The 21,914-nt window shown below is 72.2% G+C and carries 15 protein-coding genes; 11 read left to right on the top strand and 4 right to left on the bottom strand.

Annotated elements, in window-relative coordinates:
- The first annotated feature begins 123 nt into the window (after positions 1–123).
- The gene (locus ACGGAQ_RS16310; RefSeq protein ID WP_393049638.1) at positions 124–2,898 is read left to right on the top strand and encodes a M14 family zinc carboxypeptidase; all 2,775 of its coding nucleotides are present in this window, start codon (positions 124–126) and stop codon (positions 2,896–2,898) included.
- 374 nt (positions 2,899–3,272) lie between these two features.
- Positions 3,273–4,256: a DUF559 domain-containing protein gene (locus ACGGAQ_RS16305; RefSeq protein ID WP_393049635.1), complete on the top strand. Its 984-nt coding sequence runs from the start codon at positions 3,273–3,275 to the stop codon at positions 4,254–4,256.
- 19 nt (positions 4,257–4,275) lie between these two features.
- On the opposite strand, the gene ACGGAQ_RS16300 is transcribed toward ACGGAQ_RS16305, so the two are convergent.
- Positions 4,276–8,541, bottom strand: coding sequence for an FtsK/SpoIIIE domain-containing protein (locus ACGGAQ_RS16300; RefSeq protein WP_393049632.1), 4,266 nt, complete (start codon positions 8,539–8,541; stop codon positions 4,276–4,278).
- A 10-nt stretch (positions 8,542–8,551) separates the two neighbouring features.
- The gene (locus tag ACGGAQ_RS16295) at positions 8,552–11,092 is read right to left on the bottom strand and encodes a WD40 repeat domain-containing serine/threonine protein kinase (protein WP_393049629.1); all 2,541 of its coding nucleotides are present in this window, start codon (positions 11,090–11,092) and stop codon (positions 8,552–8,554) included.
- Between the two features lie 171 nt (positions 11,093–11,263).
- Between ACGGAQ_RS16295 and ACGGAQ_RS16290 the strand changes: the two genes are divergently transcribed.
- The 4 genes from ACGGAQ_RS16290 to ACGGAQ_RS16275 are packed head-to-tail and all read left to right on the top strand — an operon-like array spanning position 11,264 to position 13,439.
- Positions 11,264–11,575: a hypothetical protein gene (locus tag ACGGAQ_RS16290; RefSeq protein ID WP_393049626.1), complete on the top strand. Its 312-nt coding sequence runs from the start codon at positions 11,264–11,266 to the stop codon at positions 11,573–11,575.
- On the top strand, positions 11,568–11,864 hold the full coding sequence (locus ACGGAQ_RS16285) for a WXG100 family type VII secretion target (RefSeq protein ID WP_393049623.1): 297 nt from the start codon (positions 11,568–11,570) through the stop codon (positions 11,862–11,864). The genes ACGGAQ_RS16290 and ACGGAQ_RS16285 overlap by 8 nt, the downstream gene beginning before the upstream one ends.
- 12 nt (positions 11,865–11,876) lie before the next feature.
- The gene (locus ACGGAQ_RS16280) at positions 11,877–12,971 is read left to right on the top strand and encodes a hypothetical protein (protein WP_393049621.1); all 1,095 of its coding nucleotides are present in this window, start codon (positions 11,877–11,879) and stop codon (positions 12,969–12,971) included.
- 3 nt (positions 12,972–12,974) lie between these two features.
- Positions 12,975–13,439, top strand: coding sequence for a hypothetical protein (locus tag ACGGAQ_RS16275; protein ID WP_393049619.1), 465 nt, complete (start codon positions 12,975–12,977; stop codon positions 13,437–13,439).
- A gap of 45 nt (positions 13,440–13,484) precedes the next feature.
- Here ACGGAQ_RS16275 and ACGGAQ_RS16270 read toward each other — a convergent pair whose 3' ends face one another.
- Together ACGGAQ_RS16270 and ACGGAQ_RS16265 are read right to left on the bottom strand one after the other, a co-directional pair.
- Complete coding sequence (locus ACGGAQ_RS16270) at positions 13,485–14,285, bottom strand: SAM-dependent methyltransferase (protein ID WP_354855694.1); 801 nt, start codon at positions 14,283–14,285, stop codon at positions 13,485–13,487.
- A 137-nt stretch (positions 14,286–14,422) separates the two neighbouring features.
- Positions 14,423–16,489 carry a cellulose binding domain-containing protein gene (locus ACGGAQ_RS16265; protein ID WP_393049617.1) on the bottom strand — a complete coding sequence of 689 codons (2,067 nt, stop codon included), beginning with the start codon at positions 16,487–16,489 and terminating at the stop codon, positions 14,423–14,425.
- A 375-nt stretch (positions 16,490–16,864) separates the two neighbouring features.
- On the opposite strand from ACGGAQ_RS16265, the gene ACGGAQ_RS16260 reads away from it, so the two are divergent.
- From ACGGAQ_RS16260 to ACGGAQ_RS16240, 5 genes are all read left to right on the top strand, one after another.
- The gene (locus ACGGAQ_RS16260; protein WP_393049614.1) at positions 16,865–18,205 is read left to right on the top strand and encodes a PHB depolymerase family esterase; all 1,341 of its coding nucleotides are present in this window, start codon (positions 16,865–16,867) and stop codon (positions 18,203–18,205) included.
- 203 nt (positions 18,206–18,408) lie between these two features.
- Positions 18,409–19,302 (top strand): ABC transporter ATP-binding protein, encoded by an 894-nt coding sequence (locus ACGGAQ_RS16255; protein WP_393049611.1) that lies wholly within the window; start codon positions 18,409–18,411, stop codon positions 19,300–19,302.
- 2 nt (positions 19,303–19,304) lie between these two features.
- Positions 19,305–20,036, top strand: a complete 732-nt coding sequence (locus ACGGAQ_RS16250; protein ID WP_393049608.1) for an ABC transporter permease — start codon at positions 19,305–19,307, stop codon at positions 20,034–20,036.
- Positions 20,037–20,056: 20 nt separating this feature from the next.
- Positions 20,057–21,199, top strand: a complete 1,143-nt coding sequence (locus ACGGAQ_RS16245) for a sensor histidine kinase (protein ID WP_393049606.1) — start codon at positions 20,057–20,059, stop codon at positions 21,197–21,199.
- On the top strand, positions 21,196–21,801 hold the full coding sequence (locus ACGGAQ_RS16240) for a response regulator transcription factor (protein ID WP_393049603.1): 606 nt from the start codon (positions 21,196–21,198) through the stop codon (positions 21,799–21,801). Before ACGGAQ_RS16245 ends, ACGGAQ_RS16240 begins: the two co-directional genes overlap by 4 nt.
- Positions 21,802–21,914: the final 113 nt, after the last annotated feature.

The following is a 21,914-nucleotide window of genomic DNA, read 5'->3' as shown; positions in this document are numbered from 1 at the left end:
GCAATCATCGGCGTCGATCAGCCCTTGACCGCCGTGTCGGCCGGTTCATAGGCTCCGGCCACTGCGAGGCTTTCCCCCAAGAAGGGAACCCGAGACATGGCCCCACCGTCGCGTCCGATCCGGATGGTCCCCCCGAAGCGACTGGCGGGTGCCGCCGCCGTCGCGCTCCTGCTCGGTCTGACTCCCCTGCTCGGCGGCACTCCGGCCGCGAGCGCCACCCAACCGTCGAGATGCAGCACCGACCCGAGCGCACGGCTGGCCAGCGTGCCCACCCCGGAGGCCGTGCTCGGCTTCCCCCTCGGGACGGGACAGGAGCGGGTCGTCACCAACGACGAGGTCCGCACCTACCTCGGGGCCGTGGACAGCGCCTCCGACCGGGTCGTCACGGGCGTGACGGCCACCAGCGTGCTCGGCCAGCCCCTGCCGTACGCGGTGGTGTCCAACGAACGCCACGTGCGGCCGTCCGCCCTGCGGAAGATCGCCGACGACGTACGCGACCTGCGTGACCCCCGCCGGACGAGCGCGCGGACGGCCGCCCGGACGGCGAAGGACGGCCCGGCCATCGTCTGGGTCACCGCGAACGTGCACGGCGGCGAGAAGAGCGGCACCGACGCGGCGCTCAAGACGCTGTACGAGTTGGCCGCCGGCCTGTCCTGCGAGGTCGCGCGGCGCAACGACAACCTGGTCACCATCATCGTCCCGACGCAGAACCCGGACGGCCGCGACGCGACCCGGCGGCAGAACGAGTTCGGCTTCGACCTGAACCGGGACTGGTTCGCCCGAACCCAGCAGGAGACGGACGGCAAGCTCGAACTGCTACGCCGCTACCCGCCGCAGGTCTACATCGACGCCCACGAGATGGGCGGCCGGCAGTACTTCTTCCCGCCCAACGCCGACCCGATCCACCACGAGATCGCCGGCGAGGCGGTGGACTGGATCAACCGGATCGGCGAGGCCAACAAGGCCGGCTTCGGCTACAACGGCGCCTGCGACGACACGGTCACCACCGAGTGCTACTTCAACTACGACACGTACGACATGTTCTTCATGGGCTACGGCGACACCGTGCCGACCACCGGCTTCGGCGCGGCCGGCATGACGTACGAGAAGGGCAGCGCCTCGGCCGTCGCCGACCGGGTGCAGCAGCAGTTCCACACCCAGTGGTCGACGCTCGGCTGGGCCGCCGCCAACAAGCGCGAGGTGCTGGACGGCTACTTCGACATCTGGACCGACGCGCTCGCCGAGGGTCGGGCGGGCGCCCTGGAGCCGAACGAGGTGGTGCAGCCCAGCAACGAGGTCCAGTTCCCGGTGCCGGCCATCACGATCCGCTCGTACTTCCTGCTGCCCGACCGGCAGCTCGCCGACGTCCGCCGCCTCGTCGAGCGGCTGCGCCGGATGGACGTCGAGGTGTACGAGGTGCAGAAGCCCACCCGCGTGCCCACCGCCCGGGTCTTCGGCGGCCGCAGCGCCACCAACGTCACGGTGCCCAAGGGCGCGTACTGGATCCCGATGGACCAGCCGCAGAAACACTGGATCCAGGCGATCATGGGCGAGGACCCGTACGTGCCGTTCCCGTACTTCTACGACGTGTCGTCCTGGAGCAACCCGCTGCTGATGGGCGTGTCCACGATCTACACAGGAGACACCGTCCGCCCGCAGGCCCAGCCGGTCCGGGGGATCTCCGGCGGCCGCAGCGGGCTGGCGTGGCCGTGGGGCTCCTACACGTACCCGCTGGACTCGGCCGCCGCCGCGGAGCTCACCTTCACCCTGCTCGGCCGCGGCGTGCCGCTCGTGCGGGACCTCGACACCAACCGCGTCGCGATCCCGGCGACCCGGCTGAGCCGTACGGTCGACGACCTGGCCGAGGCCGCCGGGGTCACCCTCACCCCGGGCGGGCGCCCCACCGGGACCCGCCTCGAACTGCCCGACGTCGGGCTGTTCCAGGGCACCGGCATCTCCACCACGTCCGGCTCGCACGGCGAGGCCCGGTACGTGCTCGGCAAGCGGTGGGGCCTCGACCTCAAGCCGGTCAACACTGCCGACATCAACGACAACACCGCGGCGTTCACCGGGCGTACGGTGCTGCTGGTCCCCGACGGCAGCAGCGCCACCGGCGGACTGACCGCCGCCGGGCAGGCCAACCTGCGCAACTGGATCGCCCAGGGTCACACCTACGTCGGGCTGCGCAACGAGGGCACCCGGCTGGCCCGCGCCGCCGGGCTCACCTCCACCACGGAGAAGACCAAACCGGCCGACTACCTGGTGATCGGCTCGCACCTGCGGGTCGACGTCGACACCGACAACCCGGTCGCCCTCGGCCGCCCCGCCGAGGACTTCGAGTTCAACAACAGCGACCCGATCCTCAACCCCAGCACCACCGGGACGAACGTGCTCACCTACCCGACCGGCGACACGTTCTGGGCCAACGGCTACACCGTCGGCGCGGACACACTCAAGGGCACGGCGGCCGTCGTCGACGAGCCGACCGGCGCCGGCAGGTCGGTGCTGTTCGCGTTCAACCCGCTCTTTCGCGCGTACAACGAGAATGGTCTGCACCTGGTGGCCAACGCGCTGCTCTACCCGCCGGGCGCACCCGACGCCCGACGCACGCCGGGCACCGACGCGGCGCGCGCCAGCGCCGCCGCCGCGCCGGTCGCGGCGGACCTGGGCGGCGGATGGCGGCCGACCACCATCGAGGTGGCGGCGACGGACCTGGCGCGCACGCGGGCCATCGTCGAACGCTTCACCACCGACGCCCGGACGTCCGCGAAGGGCACCTCGGCGTACGTCGTGATCCCGAACCCGCAAGGGCTCCAGGCCGACGAACACCCCTTCACGGCCGATCTGGTACGCGCGCTGCGCGCCGCCGGAGTGCCGCTGCGGTCGGTGGTCGCCTGACCGACCCCGCACAGTGAAGCGCCCGTCCCCTCGTTTCGGGGGCGGGCGCTTCCGCACGTTTCAAGGGTGGGTTACGACCGCCGAGTGACCTCGGCGACGAAGGCCCGCCACGACGCCGGCCCGAAGACCAGGGCCGGCCCGTCCTGCTGGCCCACCTGTCGGCGCTTCAGGCCGAGGCCGCCGCCCACCTTGCCGCACTCAACCCGAGCACCCCACCCCCACCCGCCAACCTGACCGAACGCTTCACCGCCTGGGCCTCCCCCGATAGCCGGGAACAGCGTCCGCGCAGATCTTGGACAGTTACCGTCCTCCGCGGACGGTAACTGTCCAAGATCTGGTGGCGCGGGGACCAACCAACCGCAACGCTCGACGACATGCTGCCCGCCGATGACGCTGACGCTCTCGAATGGCTCGCCTTCGAGCAGGCGGGCGTGCTGACGACCGCGCAAGCCGCGCGATTGCTCGGCGAGGGGGTGGTGCGGAGCCGGATCCGCACCGGCCGCTGGCGGTCGATGTGCCGAGGGGTCCTGTTGACCGGCAACAGCCGGCTGACCCGCGACCAGCAACTGTGGGTGGCGGTGCTGGCGGCCGGCCCGGGAGCGGTCCTGGCCGGGGTGACCGCCGCCGCCGAGGCCGGGGTACGGGGACTGCGGCGTGAACCCCTGCACGTGCTGGTGCCCGCCGACCGTCGCGCCGCGCGGACCAGCCTGCGGCGGCTTCCGATCGACATGCCCGCTGTGCTGGTCCATCGCACCACGGTCCTCCCCGACGCTCATCTCCAGCTCGCCCGCCCGCCGCGCACGACGACCGCACGCGCCCTCGTGGACGCCGCCGGATGGGCGGCCGGTGTGGACGAGGCGCAGGGGGTGCTGGCCGCCGGTTGCCAACAGCGCCGCGTGCTGCCCGCGGAGCTGGATGCCGTGCTCGACGTCCTGCCCCGGGCACCCCGCCGACGACTGATCCGGCAGACCGTCGGCGACATCAGCGGCGGCGCGCAGGCGCTGTCCGAGATCAACTTTGTGCGGCTGTGCCGACAGCATCGGCTGCCCGCACCGGACCTGCAACAACGCCGGGTCGACGCGGCGGGCCGCAACCGCTGGCTGGACGCGTACTGGAAAAGATGGCGGGTGCAGGTGGAGATCGACGGCGCGCACCACATGGACGCCCGGCAGTGGGCGGCCGACATGCGTCGGCAGAACGACGTCTGGACCAGCGGCGACCGGATCCTGCGCTTCCCGGCCTGGCTGGTCCGCGCCCGCCCCGAGGAGGTCGCCGAAACCGTCCGCCGGGCTCTCGTCGCGGCCGGCTGGACCCCGACCCTGACCCGCACCTCAGCACGCCCGCCGGGACGGACCTGACAATCAGGCCGACGTCGACCTACGGTGCTGCCACCTGCACCAACACCGGGGTACGACCCGTGGAGAGGTAGCCGCGCCCGGGTGGGCCGGTGAGGTACTGGTCGGGTTCCAGGGTGATGCTGTGGGCCACTGCCGTCGTCCGGTTGCTCGGTGCCAGCACGAGGCGTGTCCCGGCCAGCATGACGGCGTTGACCAGGCGGGTGAGCGGGCTGGGGAAGCCGGTCAACAGGGGCGCGGCGTCAGCGCTGACGATCAGGGCCTGCCGGCCGCGAGCCGCCGGTTGGACGATGTCGTCGAGCAGCGTGGGGCTGCTCGCGAAGCCCTGTTCGGTGGGCAGCACGGTGATCCGGTCGACGTCGTCGACGACCACCGCGTACGGCCTGTCGCCGAAGGCCGCGACGGCCTCGCGGAGGTCGGTGTCCCTGATCGCGACGCCGGTGACCACCCGGAGCCCGGGGTCGTCGGAGAGCAACCCCGGCAGCGGGGACTGCGGCGGCGCGACGGCGAGTACGCCGATGCCGCGTCGGCGCAGCGCGTGGACCATCGTGGCGGCGGCCGTCGTCCGGCCGGTCCCGCCGACCCCGGAGATCAGCATCAGGTGCGGTCCGGCCTCGAACAGGTCGACGCCGATGGTGGTGGCGTCGGGCCCACCGACACCCAGCGGTATCCACGTCGACCGGCCCTGGCCCGCCGCGGTGGTGTCGAGCGCGGCGAGGTCGACGCGGGACGGCAGGGCGGGGAACCGCCGGGGCCGCCGGTGCGCAGGCGTGTCGTGCGGCTCGGCGGCGAGGTCCGCGACCGACCGGGTCGGTAGGCACACCTGCACGTGCCGTCCGCTGCCGGCGTCGATGGCCCGTCCGGGGAGGACCGGCGGGCTGGCCATCCCCGTCTGCAACTGCATCCGCCGCGTCTCCTCCTTGGGAAACGGCAGGAGCAGCCGCCGGTTGTAGAGGGACGGCAGCCGGTGGGTGAGCATGTCCTGGCCGCCGATCTGCACGACGTGCACGCCGAGCGGCGTGCCCGCGCTGATGACGCCGCGCAGGGTGGCGACCAGGGACGTCTCGACGAAGGCCGGGTCGCCGTGGTCCTCGAAGTGCTCCCAGCCGTCGATGACGACCACGATGTGTGGACGCGCTGTGTCCGGCGAGGGCGCGGTGCCGGCGCGGCGCTGGATCTCCTCGTCGAGCCAGGTGACCAGGCGACGGATCCGGTCGGGCTCCGCGGGCGAGAAGACCCCGCCGCAGTGCGGCAACGCCGCGTACTCGGCCAGGCCCGCCGGGTGCCGTTCCACGACGTACAGGTGCGCCTGGTCCGGCCGGAACCGGCCGACCAGGCCGGTGATCAGGGTCCGGGCGAAGGTCGTCCGGCCGGACTGCGGGCCACCGGCGACAAGGAGCCGGTCGACCCCGGCGAGGTCGAGGAAGTCCGCCGGCTGCGCCTGACGTGCCGGGTCGTCGACGAGGCCGAATGGTACGGCCGTCTTCGGCGCGGCGGCGGTCCACCGTGCCGGAAGCTCGTCCACCGTCAGCGTGGCCGGCAGCGGGGGCAGCACCGGTCGGAAGGGTGCCGGTAGCCCGGACCGCTCCGCGGCGTCCTCGATCGCCGCGATGGCGAGTTCCTGGTCGGTGGGCCCGCCGCCGGCCGTCGGCGCGACGGTGGGTCGCGCCGCGCCGAGGTCCGTCGGGCTCAGAACCCGGACCAGAGCGGGTGCCGCCCCACCCGCCGGCGGCGGGTCGCCGAGATAGCCGGACTGGAACGGTTGCGGGACGCGGCTCTCGGCGGTGGTGCACAGGATCATGCCGCGCCCGCGCAGCGCGCCCGGGATGCTGGCGGCGTCCGGCACGCCGAGCACCTCGGTGCTGTCCGCGGGTTCGTTCTGTCGCAGGCTGATCCGCAGGGACACGTTGTTCTTCAACTCCGGCGACAGCTTGCCCTGCAACGACTGCGTGGCCAGCACGAGGTGCATGCCGAGCGAGCGGCCCTTTGCCGCGACGTTCACCAGTTCCTTGACGAAGTCGGGAGAGGCGTCCAGCACCCGCCCGAACTCGTCGAAGATCAGCACCAGTCGGGGCAGCGGCGGCAGGGCCACCCCGCCCAGGCGCTTGCGCCAGTACCTGTCGATCTCGCCGTCGTAGCGGGCCAGCAGGGACTCGCGCCGGCTCACCTCCGCCCGGATCGAGGCGAGGACCCGGGCCGCCGCCGCGTCGTCGAACACGTCGGCGGGGGTCTCACCCGTGGAACGGATGAGGGCGACGACGTGCGGGCAGCGTTCGAACGGGAGGAAGGCGCTGCCGCCCTTGAAGTCGACGAGCACCAGGTTGAGTTCGTCCGGCCGGTTGGCCAGCAGCAACGACGTGACAAGGGTTTGCAGCAGGATGCTCTTGCCGGCGCCCGTCGCGCCACCCAGCATGGTGTGCGGGCCCTGGCCGGCGAGGTCGACGGAGACCGGCCCGGTCGCATCCGCGCCGAGCACCACACGGGTACGCGGACCCCGGCCCCGCTGCCACAGCGCCAGCACGTCGGCGGCGGTGGGCGTGCCGAGGCCGAGGAGCTCCAGCAGGCGCACCGCCCGTGGGATGGCGTTCTGGGCCGCCCCGAGGGTCGCCCGGTCCCGCATCGGCGCCAACGCCCGCGCCAGCCGCTCCGCGGTCGTCGCATCGACCACGTCGGCGTCGACAGTCACCGCCTGGCCGTCCGGGCTGCCGGTGAGGCGCGCCGAGTCCCCCGACGTCTCGATCAGCCCCCGGCACTCGTTCATGCTGTGCCGGTCGGCGCAGATCAGGTACACCCCGACCGCAGGCCCGTCCCGCAGCACCTCGTCCATCCCGGGCAGGTCGCGCAGCGCCAGCGCGCCGTCGAGGACGACGACCACGTCCGCGAACCGCTGCGGGTCGCGCTCGGCACGCCGGGAGGCGACGAGGGTACGCAGCTCCCGTAGCCGCTCGGCGCGGGTGGCGGCGGTGTTGCCGATCCGGCACGAGTACGGCGCGGTGTCACCCGCGTCGACGTGCGGCAGCCAGCGCGCCCAGGTCAGGTCGCCCACCTCTGCGGCGCTGAGCAGCACCATCCGCAGATCGTCGGGGGCGCGCAGGGTGGCCAGTTGCAGCAGCAGCCAGCGCAGGACATCGTGGACAGCCTCGTCCGCGCCGGTCACGCCGAGCACACCGACGGCGCCCAGATCCACGGTGATCGGGACGGCCGGCAGTTTCGGGGTGCGGAACTCCGGCCAGGGCTCACCGCGTACCGTCACCGACGCCGGCTCGTCGGCGACACCAACCCGCAGCGCCAGCGCGTGCGGTGACCCCGCGCGTCGGGTCCACAGACCGGATCGCACACCGCCGGCGATGTCGACGATCTCGGCGGGGCTCGGCGCGAGCGCCCGACGTACCCCTTGCTCGGCCTCGACCTGGGCGGCGATCGCCGTTTCGACGGCCTTCTTCGCCTTGGTGAACTCGGCCTGGCGTTCGGCGTCCTGCTTCTCCTGCGCGGACTGGTTGAGCAGGAAGCCTCCGAACGAGATCGCCGCGCCGAGCAGCAGGATCGGCGTGTGGGTGAACAGGGCCGCCGCCACGGACCCCACGCCGCCCAGCAGGATCCCGGCAGCCACCGGCCCCCGGGTGACGATCGGTCGCACCGGCATGGACACCTCGATGGTGGGGATCACCGGTGCACGGGCGAAGGCGCGGTCGAAGTCGACTCGACCATCCGGGGCCCGGACGGTCCGCCGCGCCTCGGTGGGCAGCGGCTTCCACCGCAGATCGTTCCCGCCGATCTGGACTGCGCTGGTCGGCGCCACGGCGGTCGTGTGCGTGATCCGGGCACCGTCGACGAACGTGCCGTTGCTCGATCCGCCATCCGTGAGGGTGGCCGTGCCGTCCGCCGCCACCTCCAGCAGGGCGTGCGTACGGCGGGAGACGTCCGCGTCACGCAGCGGCAGCGCCGCCGAGGAACTGCGAGCTATCGGGTGGGTTCCGGGCCGCAGCATGACGGCCAGGCCCGCGTCCGGGCCCGCAACCACCTCGAGTACGCCCACCGCGCCGTCGGTGACGAGACGACCGGCCGGTCCGGGGCCGCCCACGCTGAGCACCGAGCCGGCCAGCAGCGGGGTGTCCGCCAGGCGCGCGGCCGGGTCCAGCGCGACGGCCCCGGCGAAGCAGCGGCGGCCGGTGGCCGGGATGGGCAGCGCGGCCAGCAGGGATCGCACACTGGTGGCCGGTGCGGCGCTGACCTCGATGTCGTGCGTCGCCCCCGTGTCGGCGTCCCGCACGGTCATTCGCAGGATCATCGCGGCGTCCTCACCCGGCCGAGCCGTACGTCCACAGCCGCAGCCCCTCGTCGCCGCCGAGGGCGACGATCTCGCCGCGCGGAGCCATTGCCACCGCCTCGGACGGCAGGGCGTCGGAGTCCAGGAAGCCCTGCTTGTACCGGTAAGCGGTCCGGGCGGTGGTGGTGTGCCAGATCCGCACGTCTCCCCGCTCGGCCGTGACGAAGAGGTCGCCCGGCCCGAAGGCAGCCGAGTCGGGAGGGTGCGACCCGCCGTCCAGGGTCGCCACGACGGCGCCGGAGCCGGAGGCCCGGATCAGCGTCTGACCGTCGGACCTGAAGTCCACCCATGGCGCGATGGGTCCGTTGATCCGGGCGGCGCTGCGGCCACTGGCCGTCTCCCAGGCACGCACACCGCCCTGCCCGTCGAGGCCCACGAGAACACGTCCGTCCGCGGTGAAGCGAATGGTCTGGACCTTCATCTCCCCGGCCGACAGGTCCATCGGCTTGCCCAGCAACGCCATCGGCCACAGCTTGACGTCGCCGTAACCGACGGCCGCGATGCTGTCCCCACCGGGAGAGAACAGCACCCGGGTGACCGTGTCGTTCTCGTCGAAGACGAGCGTCGCCCTGACCTGGTGGTTGGCGACATCCCAGAGCTTGATGACGCCGTCACGCCCACCACTGGCGAGGGTCTTGCCGTCGGGGCTGAAGGCAAACGCCGTGACCTCCTCGCGGTGCCCCGCAACGATGGCTGCCGTCTTCCTCGTCGCCACATCCCAGAAGGTGATCGCGAAGGTTCCGGCGTCCGCGCTGGCGAGCGTCGCGCCGTCCGGGCTGAACGCCACCGCGCTGACGTCGTCGTCGGCGAGCGTCACCATCGTGGAATTCCGCTGGTGCAGAAACAGATGGCCGCACAGGATGAGGCCGGCGAACAGCACGAACCGTAGCAGCACCCCCGATCGTCGGGGGCCGAGCGGTTGGAACGCCCGAGCCGCCCAGCCCGGCACCTCCCGGGACTGATCGATCGGGACGTGATCAGGGACGAGGGCACCCAGCCTGGCTGCCATCGTCTTCGGGCCGACGCCGATGTCCCCGACGAGCCACATCGGCCCTCGACCCCGCTCCGGAGGACCCTGGAACACCCTCCCGTGCGCCGGCGCGGGCGTCGGCGCACGCGCCGACAGCTCGATTCCCAGCCGGGAGGTGCCGGTGGGCGACCCGGCGCCGGGCCACACCGCGATGCTGGCGACATGCGTCCAGGACAGGTCGGGCGGTGATCCGCGCGAGCCCTGGAAGCGAAGGGAGTCCGAGCCGAACCGCAGCGTGCCGTGCCACGAGTCTTCGAGTGCCTCCGCCAGCGTCCAACCCGCCACCACCAGCGCGGTGAGAGCGGCGGGGATCGGCAGCCACTCGGGAAGGGCGCTGGCCGTCACCACCCCGACGAACAGGACAACCGCCCAGATCGTGAGAACGACCAGGACCAGCCGAGCCAGCGTGAGGGGGCCTTCGGTCTTCCCCGGCATCTCGACGAGGAACGTGGTCGCCTGCGCCCCGGTCGACTGTGGTGCTGACGCCGTGCTCTGCCGCTGGCGAGGTGGCGTGGACCGGTCCGGGTGCACGGTCGTGGCCTGCCGCTCCCAGGACTCGCCCGGCTCGGCATCGGTTTCGACGCCGTCGGAGGCGGGAGGGTCGGGGTCGGCGGCTGCCGCGGAGGCGGTGTTGTCCCGGCGGCCCGTCGCCCCGGCTTCGACCGGAACGGCGAGCAGGTCGCGGGCCCGCTGGAGGGTGAGCCGCTGCGCCACATCCCGGGTGAGCAGGCCGTTGATCACCGTGGCCAGCGGCTCCCCACACGTCATGGCCGGGATGTCGTCGTACAGAACGGCGTGCAGAGTGGCCGCGGTGGAAGCCCGCTCGAACGGCAGCTCACCGGTGACGGCCTGGGCGAGGGTCACACCCGCCGACCACAGATCGGCGGCCGGCGTGGGGTCGCTGCCGTGGAACAGCTCCGGTGCGAGGTACCCGGTCGAGCCCATCATCCCGTGGCGGGTCAGCCGGGCGTCCCCCGCCGCCTGCGCGATGCCGAAGTCGAGCAGCTTCACCGCGTCGCCGGGGAGCACCATGATGTTGCCGGGCTTGACGTCGCGGTGCACGACGCCGACCGAGTGCGCGGCGTCCAGCGCGTCCAGCATGCGTACGGCGAACGCCGTCACCCGGGCCGGCGGCAACGGCCCCTGATTGAGGAGGTCGGCCAGCGTGGGGGCGTCCACCAGCTCCGTCACGATGTAGACGGCCTCGTCGTCACCGCTGGCCGGCACGAGGTCGTGGATCGCCACGACGGCCGGATGGTTGATCTGCCCGGCGGTCCGCGCCTCCCGGAGCGCCCGCTCGCCGAACAGCAGGCGTTCCTCGCCGGTCAGACCGGCTGGCGCGCGGACCTCCTTGACCGCGACGACGCGCCCGATCAGCTCGTCGGTCGCGCGCCAGACGACCCCCATGCCACCCCGGCCGAGCACGCTCTCCAACCGGTAGCGACCCGCGACGAGCCGCTGTGCCGGCTGGGGATCTGGCACCCTCGCGCTCCTTGCCATCGACCACTACAGTCGGCGCGTACGATACTCCGCCCGGTCACGGGCCGGTGTCCGTCCACAACCGACTGACCATCCTGGTGGGTCCGTCGCCAGTGGTCCGCGAGGCCGACTCCGATCGACGCAGATGCGGCTTTGCGAGGGGGTCACGGGGCGATGGCGACCGGGTTCGGTTTCGATCGGGACGCGGTCCTCGACGCCGCCCGCCAGTTGACGCGCGTACGCTCCGATCTGGAGTCGACCGGGCAGCGGAGCCCGCGCCTCACGCCGACCGGTTCGAGCGACGTCGACGCGGCCCTCCAGGACTTCACCACGGCGGCGACGCGGCACCAGACCGCCCTGCTGGCTGCCGTGGCGGCGGCCGCGGCCCGGCTCGACGGTGTGGTCGCGGGCCACGCCCGGCTCGACAGCGCACTCGGCAGTCAGCTGCCGACCAACCAACCTTCGAAGGGGAAGACTCATGAGTGACGTCAGCGTCGGCTACGAGGGTCTCCAGTCGGCGGCCCGGAGCCTGACCAGCGGGCAGGAGGAGATGACCCAGAAGCTGGCCGCCCTGAAGGCGATGATCGACCAACTGGTCAACAGCGAGTTCCGCACCCAACTGGCGTCGAGTCGTTTCCAGGACTCCTACCAGCAGTGGACCACCGGGGCCCAGAACATGATCGGTGGTCTGGAGGGCATGTCGTCCTTCCTGGTCGGGGTCGTCCGCGAACACCAGGACCTGGACGCCCGGCTGGCCGGGGGCATCAACGGCTGAGCACCGGCCGACATGGACGAATGGCAGGTCCTCGACCTCTACGACGGTGATCCGACGCCCGGCGAACCAGCCGCGATCCAGGCGATGGCGGCCGATCTCCAGCGCCGGGCCGGGACGGCCAACGGGCACCACGTCCGACTGCGATCCATCGCGGCGAACAGCGGCACGCTGGCCCTCCGGGGCGACTTCGCCGCGACCGTCGACCGCGAACTCGCACAACTGCCCGTCGAGGCGAAAGCCCTGGCCGACGCCTACCTCGCCTGCGCACAGGCCCTGTCCGTCTTCGCCAACGAGCTGGGGCGCGTCCAGGCGCAGTCCCGGGCCGCGCTGCGCCTCGGAGCGGTCGCCGACAGTCAGTACCAGAACCTCCTCGGTCAGTTCTGCGGCCTGACCGGTAGGCGCACCTACGGACCGGGTGTCTGGCGAGGGCTCAACGAGTCGTACGCGGCGGGGCAACGTGAGCCGGTCTTCACGATGGTCGTCCGTATCGGTCAGGCCGCGCGGTTGTGCGAGGCGGAACGCGAGCAGGCGCGGGCCTCCGCGCTACAGGCAAAGGGCCTCTATCAGGCGGCCGCGGCACGCTGCGCCACCGCGATCCGCGCGGCGACCTCGGCGGCCTTGGCGGCCTCACCGACGGCCACACCGGGCGCTCCGACGGGTGCGGTAGCCCCGACCACGTCTTCGAAGAGCTTTCCCGGCCCTGCAGGGAAGACCCCGCTGATGCCTCCCCACCATCGGCACAACCTGAACAGCATCCAGCCCAGGAGCCGTACGAAGAACACCAACACGGTAGTTCTTCCGAGCACGGACGTCGCCAAGGACATCGACGACATCAACAACGGTCGAGCCACTTGGGATGCCGGCCGCCAGCGTTACCTGGTGAACGGGCGCACCTACTTCTTCAAGGGTGGAAGAGTCGTTCCCGAGTCGGGCCCCGGCCTCGAGGCGTTGAACCATCAGGAGTACGAAGCGCTGAAGGCGTATATCAAGTTCGAGGGCGACCTCGACGCGGCCAATGCCGAGCTGTCCAGGGATCCGTACATCACGCAGGCCCACCGGGACCGGGCGCTTGAGGTCTTTCGTCAGCACCGGATGTACCGGGGGTGAGTGGTGATCTACCAGATCCAGTTCGAGCGGGAGATACCCCCGGCCGCCCTGCGGACGTTCCTCAAGGAGAGCTACGGCATCGCGCCCGAGGCGGTCTATGTCGGGCGGATCGCCGACCGCTCGCCGGACGACCCTCGGCCGGTCGCCATGTTCACTCCGCCCGACGACGACGAACAGTTCGGCTGGACCCTGATCGGTGACACCGAACTGGCCGATGTCACCGGCCAGGGGGAACTAGATCTGGCCATCGCCTTGGCCCGCGCGTTCCGGGTCCGGGCTGTGGTCGACGACGGGAGCGTCTATCCGGACAGGTGGCTGCTGGTGAGCACCGACGGCAGCAGTGGCCGGGTGCTCACCGACGAGGACGCCGCGGCCGTGGGCTACCTGCGGATCGTGCACGCCCTCGAACCGATCAGCGGTGAGCCCCAGATCCCCGTCGTGCCAGCGCCGGACTGGGCCGGCGGCTGAAGCTCGGGGAGCGGATGACGCTCAGACCCCGATTGGCCTTCAGCGTTACGGTTTGCGGGCCACGCCGCTGTAGCCGGTACGAGCGACCTCGGCGTCGACGGTGGCGGGCGGCTCGGGGTACGGCCACATGTTGACCAGACCGGGCGACTCGAGGACGAAGTCGCCGAAGAACCGGGTGACGTCGGCGTGGCCGCGCGGTACGAACGGCGTGTTCGCGCGGGCGTAGATCGCCGAGATGCGGGCCATCAGGTCGGGGTGCACGTCGGTGCTGGCGTGGGACAGCGCCAGGTAGCTGCCGGGGGCGAGCGCGTCGCGGTAGGTCGCCACGATGTGGTGCGGGACCTGCTCGTCGGGCACCAGGTGCAGCACGAACATCATGAGGACCGCGACCGGGCTGTCGAAGTCGATGGCGGCGGCGATCTCCGGATGGGAGAGCACCTCGGCGGGTCGGCACAGGTCGGCCTGCACGACCGACACCGTCGCCGCGTCGGCGAGCAGGGCACGCCCGTGGGCGCACACCACCGGGTCGTTGTCGACGTAGACGACGCGTACGCCCGGGTCGATGCGGTGGGCGATCTCGTGCACGTTGTCCCGGGTCGGCAGCCCGGAACCGAGGTCCAGGATCTGCCGGACGCCCTTCTCCTCGACGAGGTGGCGGACCGTACGGGCGATCAGGTCGCGGCCCTGCCGGGCGGCCTCGGGCATCCACGGCGCGACCTGCAACACCATCTCGGCGGCGGCCCGGTCGGCGGCGAAGTTGTCCTTGCCGCCGAGGTAGTAGTCGAACATCCGCGCCGCGTTCGGCCGGTCGGTCTGCAGGCTCAGCCTGGGCTCCGACTGCGTCATGGCCGACCACCCTTCCCCGCCGAGCCCGCAGCATACCGTCCACGATGGTCGATCACAGACCCCCGGAGTCGGTACGATCGTGATGCCTGTGGGTCATCTGGACACCTCACAGGCATCACGATCGTCGACGGGCGCGGTCAGCCGGTCGCGCAGACGGTGCCGTTGAGGGTGAACGCGGTGGGCAGCACGTTCGGCCCGCTGTACGCGCCGACGAAGCCGGCGCTGACGCTGGCGCCGACGGCGATCTGCCGGTTGTCGTTGGTCGGGGTGACGCGCACGGCCCTGCCGACCTGCTCCCAGGTGGCGCTCCAGCCACTGCTCACCTGCTGCCACCCGGTCGGCCAGGTCCAGGTCAGCGTCCAGCCGGTGATGGGCTTCGTCCCGTTGTTGGTGATCTCGACGCCCCCGATGTAGCCGTTGCCCCAGTCGTTGCTGGTGGTGAAGCGGACCGTGCACGCGCTGGTCGCCGGGCTGCCGGTGGCGAACGTCAATGGCGGTGAGGCCCAGGACACCCGGCCGGCCGTGTCGCGGGCCAGCACGTTGACGGTGTACCTGCTGCCCGGCACCAGGTTGCCGACCGTGAACGACGTCGTCGCCGTCTCGCCGAGCTGCTCGCTGACCGCGCCGTTCTGCCGGTACACCTCGTACTTGGCGATCGGGCTGCTGCCGGCGGTGGCCGCCGGCCAGGTGATCGTCGCGCCCCGGTCGGTGACGCCGCTGGCGGTGGGCTGGCCCGGGGCCGACGGCCGCCCGGCGGTCGCGCCGGCCGGGCGCAGCACGAGCGTCGTCAACGAGTACGGCGGCAGCGTCCGGCTGGTCGCCGAGCCGGACTGGCCGGTGGCGATGCCCGTCGCGCCGTTGGTGAGGGTGGACACCGTCGGCGCGGCTGTCGACGGCGTGAACCCGGCGTAGTCGATGGCGACGTCGTGGGCCGCGTCCGGGTCCTTGTTGATCAGCAGCACGGCCAGGTCGCCGTTGCCCCGCCGGACGGCGTGCGCGCTGACCAGGGGCTCGTCGGTGCCGGCGCGCACGAACTGGTCGCCGGTCTTCGCGAAGAGCTTCATCATGCTCAGCGCGTGGTACGGCGCGAACGGCGTGTTCAACGGGGGCTCACACACCGAGCCGTCGGCGGTGCAGGTGCCGCTGGAGAGCATGCCGAAGTCGTTGTAGTCGGTCTGGCCCGCCACCTCGCTCACCGTGCCGATGCCGTTGTGCACGTTCCACCACTGGGCGGTGAACACGCCGTTCTCCAACAGCCCGCTGTACGCGTCGGCCAGGAACAGCGCCGCCGGCTGCGTGGTACGGCCGGCGTCGACGTTCAGCTCGGTGAAGCTGATGCCGATCCGGTCGGCGTTCGGGCCTGCGTACCGGCTGAGCTGCTGCCGGAGCAGGTACGTCGCGTCGGGGAGCTGGTTGGTGCGGGTCAGCGACTCGGCGGCGGTGCCACCCGGGTACCAGTGCACGTCCACAAAGTCGATCTTCGGGCCGGCGAGGGAGAGCACGGTCTGGTTCCAGGAGCCCGGGTCGCCGCCGGCGGTGATCCCGTCCGGCCAGTTGCCCGGCATCGTGAGCACCGCGCCCACCTTGATGCTCGGGTCGACCGCCTTCATCGCGTCGGCGTACTCGACGACCAGCCGCGCGTACTGGCTGGCGCTCTTGTCCGGGTGGTCGTCCGCCTCCCACGCCGACCCGTAGAGCCCGTTGCCGTAGTTCTCGTTGCCGATCGTCCAGTACCTCGCGCCGTAGCCCTTGGTCACGTTGGCGTAGCGCACCCAGTCGGCCGCCTCGGCCGGCGTACCGGTGCCGTAGTTCGCGATGATCATCGGTTGGGCGCCGACCCGCCTGACCGCCGCCATGAACGTGTCGAAGTCGGTGTTCGGGGCGACGTACCCGCCGGGTGCGGTGTGGTCCTTCCAGTGGTAGATGTCGGCGTACGAGCCGCCGGGATAGCGCATCATCTGCACGCCGGCGTCGCGCAGCAGGTCCGACGTCTCGGTGGTGCCCAGGTTCTGGTCCCAGATGGCGTGGTTGACGCCCAACGCGGTGTCGGACACCCGCGCCAGCCCGGCGCGGGCGTTCACGGTCACGGCGACGGCGCCGGGGTCGGCCGCCGCCATCGCTGTCGGAGGGTGGATGCCGGAGAGTGCGCTCGCGGCGAGCAGCACGCCCGCCAGGAGCGCCGCGCGGCGGTTCGGTATCTGCATGGCTGGGTTCCTTCGGGAAACGACAGTGAGTCACCCCGGCCGGCAGAAAGCGGCGCGGCGGCGGGCGGACTCGTGGACGGACAGGCCCCGGCGCCCCATCGCTCGTGCTCCGTCCCCCGGGATCCATGGTCCGGTCCCGGCTGCCCAGTGGACGGGCGTCAGCCCCGCGCGCAGCAGGTTATCGACGGCCAAGAATGTCATGGTCGAATCGGGGATCTCAAGGGGACCCGCCCGAAGCAGGCGCTCCCACGAGTGAACTGACGTCATACGTTACGTCTTGACGAACGACATGTTATCGCTCACAGTCGATGCGTCCGGGCCTTCTCCCCGCACACCCCCACCGCCACCGCTGCATCCACTGTGGAGGAACCGCCGATGAGAACAAGGCTCGCGCTGCTGGCCGCCGGGTTGGCGACGGCTCTGGCGACGATGACGGCCGTGGTCACGCTCGCCACCCCGGCGTCGGCCGCGACGCTCACCCAGGTGACCAACTTCGGCACCAACCCGACGAACCTGCAGATGCACCTGTACGTGCCGGACCGGGTCGCGGCCCGCCCGGCGCTGCTCCTCGCGCTGCACTACTGCACGGGCAGCGGCCCGGCCGTGCACACCGGTTTCGGCCTCAGCTCCCTGGCCGACCGCTACGGCTTCATCGTGATCTACCCGTCGGTGACCCGCAGCAGCAAATGCTGGGACGTCTCCTCCCCGCAGGCCCTGCGCCGCGACGGCGGCAGCGACCCCGTCGGCCTGAAGTCCATGCTGGACTACGTCCGCAGCCGCTACCCGGTCGACTCGACCCGGATCGCCGTGGGTGGTTTCTCCTCCGGCGCCATGATGACCAACGTCATGCTCGGCCTCTACCCGGACGTGTTCAGCGCCGGCTTCAGCTCCTCCGGAGTCCCGTTCGGCTGCTTCGCCACCACCAACGGATCCGAGTGGAACAGCGAATGCTCCGGCGGACGCATCACCAGGACCCCGCAGCAGTGGGGCGACCTCGTGCGCAACGCCTACCCCGGCTACACCGGCGCCCGTCCCCGCGTCCAGATCTGGCACGGCACCACGGACACCACGCTGAGCTACGTCAACTTCGGCGAGCAGATCAAACAGTGGACCAACGTGCTGGGCGTCTCGCAGACCCCCAGCTACACCGACTACCCCCAGACGAGCGCCACCCGCACCCGCTACGGAGGCACCGGCCCCACCGCCCCGGTCGAGGCGATCAGCTTCCAGGGCTACGGCCACTCGATCCCGTTCGACGCCGCCCAGGCCATCCGCTTCCTCGGCTTCGACACCACCAACCCCAACCCCACCACCCCGCCGCCGGGCGGCACGGCGGCGCCACTGCGCAACGTCAACGCCGGCCGGTGCCTGGACGTCCCGTCCCGGTCGCAGACGAACGGCACCCAGGTGGCGTTGTGGGACTGCAACGGCGGCACCAACCAGCAGTGGACGTCGACCGCCGGCAGGCAACTCCAGGTGTACGGCACCAAGTGCCTGGACGCCGAGGGCGCCGGGACGTCCTCCGGCACCCGGGTGATCATCTGGGACTGCAACGGCGGTGCCAACCAGCAGTGGAACCTCGGAACCGACGGCACGGTCACCGGAGTCCAGTCGGGCCTGTGCCTCACCCCGAACTCCGCTGGCACCGCCAACGGCAGCCCGGTGGTCCTCTCGACCTGCAACGGCGGGAGCAGCCAGAAGTGGACCAGAAGCTGATGCGGTAGCCCGATCGGTCGGTGCCACCGGCGACGTTGCGGCCCGGCCCCGGGATCCGTCCGGGGCGGGGCGCGCGGTCCCCCGGCATCCGTGGCCCGACCCGGCCGCACAGTGGACGGGCGTCATCCGCGGGACAAATGTCCTGGCCGATCGCGTACCGGTGGCTCTGCCTCCGCCGGCCCCGCGTGCATAGCGTGACGGGCATGGATGACTCAGCCGTACGCCTCAGCGGCCTCACCCGGCGGTTCGGTCCCGTCCGGGCCGTCGACGGACTCGACCTGACCATCGCGCGGGGCAGCACGGTGGCCCTGCTCGGCCCCAACGGCGCCGGCAAGACCACCGCCCTCTCGCTCCTTCTGGGTCTGGACCGGCCCGACAGCGGCACCGTGACCCTGTTCGGCCGCCCGCCCGCCGAGGCGGTCCGGGCGGGACAGGTCGGCGCGATGCTCCAGGACGCCGGCTGGGTGCCGAGCGCGACCATCCGGGAGGTCGTCGACCTCGCCCGGGCGCTCTACCCCCGAGCGGTGGCCACCGACCGCGTACTGGCCCTGGCCGGGCTTACCGAACGCGCCGACCGCCGCCTCGACAGGCTCTCCGGCGGTGAGGCGCAACGGGCGCGGTTCGCCTTCGCGCTGGCCGGCGACCCGGACCTGCTGGTTCTCGACGAACCCACCGCCGCCATGGACGTCGCCGCCCGGCAGGCGTTCTGGGCGGCCATCCACCGGTACACCGCCGAGGGGCACACGGTCCTGTTCAGCACCCACCACCTGCACGAGGCGGACGAGTTCGCCGACCGCGTCGTGGTGCTCGCCGGGGGGCGGGTGGTGGCCGACGGACCGCCGGCGCAGATCCGGACGCTGGCCGGCGGCCGTACCGTCTCCTTCGACCTCGCCGGCGGGCCGGTCGCCGGCCTCGAGGCGCTCCCCGGAGTCCGGTCGGTGCAGCTCCGGGGCGACCGGGTCGTGCTCACCACCGACGACGCCGACGCCACCGTGCTCGCGCTGGCCGGCGCCCGCGGCTTCCGGGGCCTGGAGGTCACCGCCGCCGCCCTGGAAGCCGCCTTTCTCACCCTCACCACGACCGCGACGGAGCACTAGACATGCGCGCGTACCTGCGATTCGAGCTGCGCCGGCTGGCCCGCGACCCACGGCTGCTGCTGTTCACCGTCCTCGCGCCGGTGGTCACGTACGTCATCTTCTCGTCGGTGGGCACCGGCGACGACCGGTTGGAGGGCGTCGACGCCGCCGCGGCCCTCATGGTCGGCCTGGCCAGCTATGGCGCGGTGGCGGGTGTGCTCTCGGTGGGTAGTTCGGTCGCCCAGGAGCGGGCGTCGGGTTGGCTGCGCCAGCTCCGGGTCACCCCGCTGCCCGCCTGGCAGGCGGTGACCGCGAAGGCCCTGGTCTGCACGCTCAGCGGGGTGCCGTCGGTGCTGGCCGTCGGCTGCGCCGGACGGATCCAGCACCACGTCGAGTTGGGCGCCGGCCGCTGGGCCGCGCTGCTGCTGCTGATGTGGGTGGGCTCGGTGCCGTTCGCGCTGCTCGGGCTCGCCATCGGGTACGGCCTCACCCCGCAGCTCGCCCAGTCGGTCAACTTCCTCGTCTTCCTCGGACTGTCGGTGCTCGGCGGCCTGCTGGTGCCGGTGGCGTACTTCCCCGCCGTGCTGCGTCACCTGGCACACGCCCTGCCGACGTACCGGTTCGCGGAACTCGGTTGGCGCTCGGCCGCCGGTCTGGCCCCCACCCCGTCCGGACTCGCCGTGCTCATCGGATGGACGGTGGCGTTCCTGGGCCTCTCAGCCTGGGCGTACCGGCGGTCGACCGTCCGCCGGTGACCCTCGATAGGGTGTCCACCATGTCGTCCGGGGCCACCGCGCGCATCCGGAACCGTCGGGGGCTCGTGCTCGTCGCGGCCCACACCCTCTGGCTGTGGCTGCTGCTGACGCCGGCGGCCGCGATCGTGCACGGGCAGGTGCACCCAGCGACTCCGGCAACGGTGGGGCTGGGCGCCTTCGCGCTGCTCTACCTCGCGCTGGTGGCCGTACCCGTGGCCGACCTGGCCATCCGACCAGCGGTGCATTACGCCGGGCTGGTCGCCTTCGCGCTGCTCGGGGTCGGGCTCGCCCTCGCCTACGCCGGTGGCCCGGAGGGCTGGCTGGTCCTGCTCCTGTACGTCGCCGCGGCCGGCGCCGTCGGTTTCGTGCGGGTGGCCTGGGGGTTCGCCTGGGTGGGCGGATCCGCCGCCGCCGTCGTGATCATCGGTGTGGTGGATCGGGCGCCGGCCGGCGACACCGCCCAGATGGCGCTGATCACCGTTCTCGCGGGCGCCCTGACGTTGGCGTTCGCCCGGACGGCCCGACTGGTCGAGGAGCTGCGCCGCACCCAACGGGAGCTGGCCCGCACGGCGGTGGAGCAGGAACGGCTGCGCTTCGCCCGGGACCTGCACGACCTGCTGGGCCACACGTTGTCCCTGGTCGTCGTGAAGGCGGAGGTAGTACGCCGGCTGGCGCCGACGGACCCGCAGCGGGCCGCGGCGGAGGCGGCGGACATCGAGCGGATCGGACGTACGGCACTCAGCGAGGTCCGCGAGGCGGTCACCGGCTATCGGGAGCGCAGCTTCGGGCGGGAACTCGACAGCGTCCGGACGGCCCTGGCCGACGTCGGGATCACCGTCAGCGTGTCCGACGTCGGCCGTCCGCTCAACGTGGAGGCGGACGACGCGTTCGGCTGGGTGCTGCGGGAAGGGGTGACGAACGTGGTGCGGCACAGCCGGGCGTCGCGGTGCGACATTGAAGTCAGCGCCGACGGCGACGAGGCGGTGTTGACCATCCGCGACGATGGGGTGGGCGGTCGTCCGCAGTTCGGCAACGGTCTGCGCGGCCTCGCCGAGCGGTTGGCGCAGGCCGGTGGGACGCTGCACGTCGGCCCGGCGCGCGGTGGGGGCCTGCTGCTCACCGCCCGGATCCCCCACTCCCCCGCGGGACGGTGGGCGCGGTGATCCGGCTGCTGCTCGCCGAGGACCAGGGCATGATGCGCGGGGCGCTGGCCCTGCTGTTGAACCTCGAACCCGACATCGAGGTGGTCGCCGAGGCCGCGACCGGGGCGCAGGCGACGGAGGCGGCTCTTCGGGTACGTCCCGACGTGGCGCTCCTGGACATCGAGATGCCCGACGGCAGCGGCCTCGACACCGCCGCCGCGCTGCGCGACCAACTGCCCTCCTGCCGGGTGCTGATCCTCACCACCTTCGGCCGGCCCGGCTACCTGCGACGGGCGATGGAGGCCGGCGCCCACGGCTTCCTCGTCAAGGACGGGCCGGTGCAGGAGCTGGCGGTGGCCGTCCGACGGGTCCTGGCCGGCGAGCGGGTGATCGACCCGGCACTGGCCGCCGCGGCCCTCGCGGCCGGCCCGAACCCGCTCAGCGACCGGGAGCGGGAGGTGCTGGTCGCTGCCGTCGACGGGGCGACCGTCGCGGACATGGCCGCTGCGCTGCACCTGTCGGAGAGCACTGTCCGCAACTACCTGTCGGCTGCCATCGGCAAGACCGGCACCCGCAACCGCATCGAGGCGGCCCGCACCGCGCGCGCCAACGGCTGGCTCTGAGCACGGCCGCCCGCGCGAGGTGTTCCGCGGCGTGGACAGTGGCCTGGCTGGGTTCCACGATCTCGGCTGAGTCCGGGCCTCGGCTCGCCGGGCGGTCCGCATATTCTCGCGGG

Origin of the sequence: Micromonospora sp. NPDC047557 (assembly GCF_043205095.1) — a bacterium.
Classification (GTDB): Bacteria; Actinomycetota; Actinomycetes; order Mycobacteriales; family Micromonosporaceae; genus Micromonospora.
Note: the sequence above shows the minus strand (reverse complement) of the source record. Positions and strands in the feature narration are given on the sequence as shown.

Coding starts and splice junctions, on each gene's coding strand:
- ACGGAQ_RS16310 (WP_393049638.1), top strand. CDS start 124: ATGGTCCCCCCGAAGCGACTGGCGGGTGCCGCCGCCGTCGCGCTCCTG.
- ACGGAQ_RS16305 (WP_393049635.1), top strand. CDS start 3,273: ATGCTGCCCGCCGATGACGCTGACGCTCTCGAATGGCTCGCCTTCGAG.
- ACGGAQ_RS16300 (WP_393049632.1), bottom strand. CDS start 8,541: ATGATCCTGCGAATGACCGTGCGGGACGCCGACACGGGGGCGACGCAC.
- ACGGAQ_RS16290 (WP_393049626.1), top strand. CDS start 11,264: ATGGCGACCGGGTTCGGTTTCGATCGGGACGCGGTCCTCGACGCCGCC.
- ACGGAQ_RS16285 (WP_393049623.1), top strand. CDS start 11,568: ATGAGTGACGTCAGCGTCGGCTACGAGGGTCTCCAGTCGGCGGCCCGG.
- ACGGAQ_RS16280 (WP_393049621.1), top strand. CDS start 11,877: ATGGACGAATGGCAGGTCCTCGACCTCTACGACGGTGATCCGACGCCC.
- ACGGAQ_RS16270 (WP_354855694.1), bottom strand. CDS start 14,285: ATGACGCAGTCGGAGCCCAGGCTGAGCCTGCAGACCGACCGGCCGAAC.
- ACGGAQ_RS16265 (WP_393049617.1), bottom strand. CDS start 16,489: ATGCAGATACCGAACCGCCGCGCGGCGCTCCTGGCGGGCGTGCTGCTC.
- ACGGAQ_RS16260 (WP_393049614.1), top strand. CDS start 16,865: ATGAGAACAAGGCTCGCGCTGCTGGCCGCCGGGTTGGCGACGGCTCTG.
- ACGGAQ_RS16255 (WP_393049611.1), top strand. CDS start 18,409: ATGGATGACTCAGCCGTACGCCTCAGCGGCCTCACCCGGCGGTTCGGT.
- ACGGAQ_RS16250 (WP_393049608.1), top strand. CDS start 19,305: ATGCGCGCGTACCTGCGATTCGAGCTGCGCCGGCTGGCCCGCGACCCA.
- ACGGAQ_RS16245 (WP_393049606.1), top strand. CDS start 20,057: ATGTCGTCCGGGGCCACCGCGCGCATCCGGAACCGTCGGGGGCTCGTG.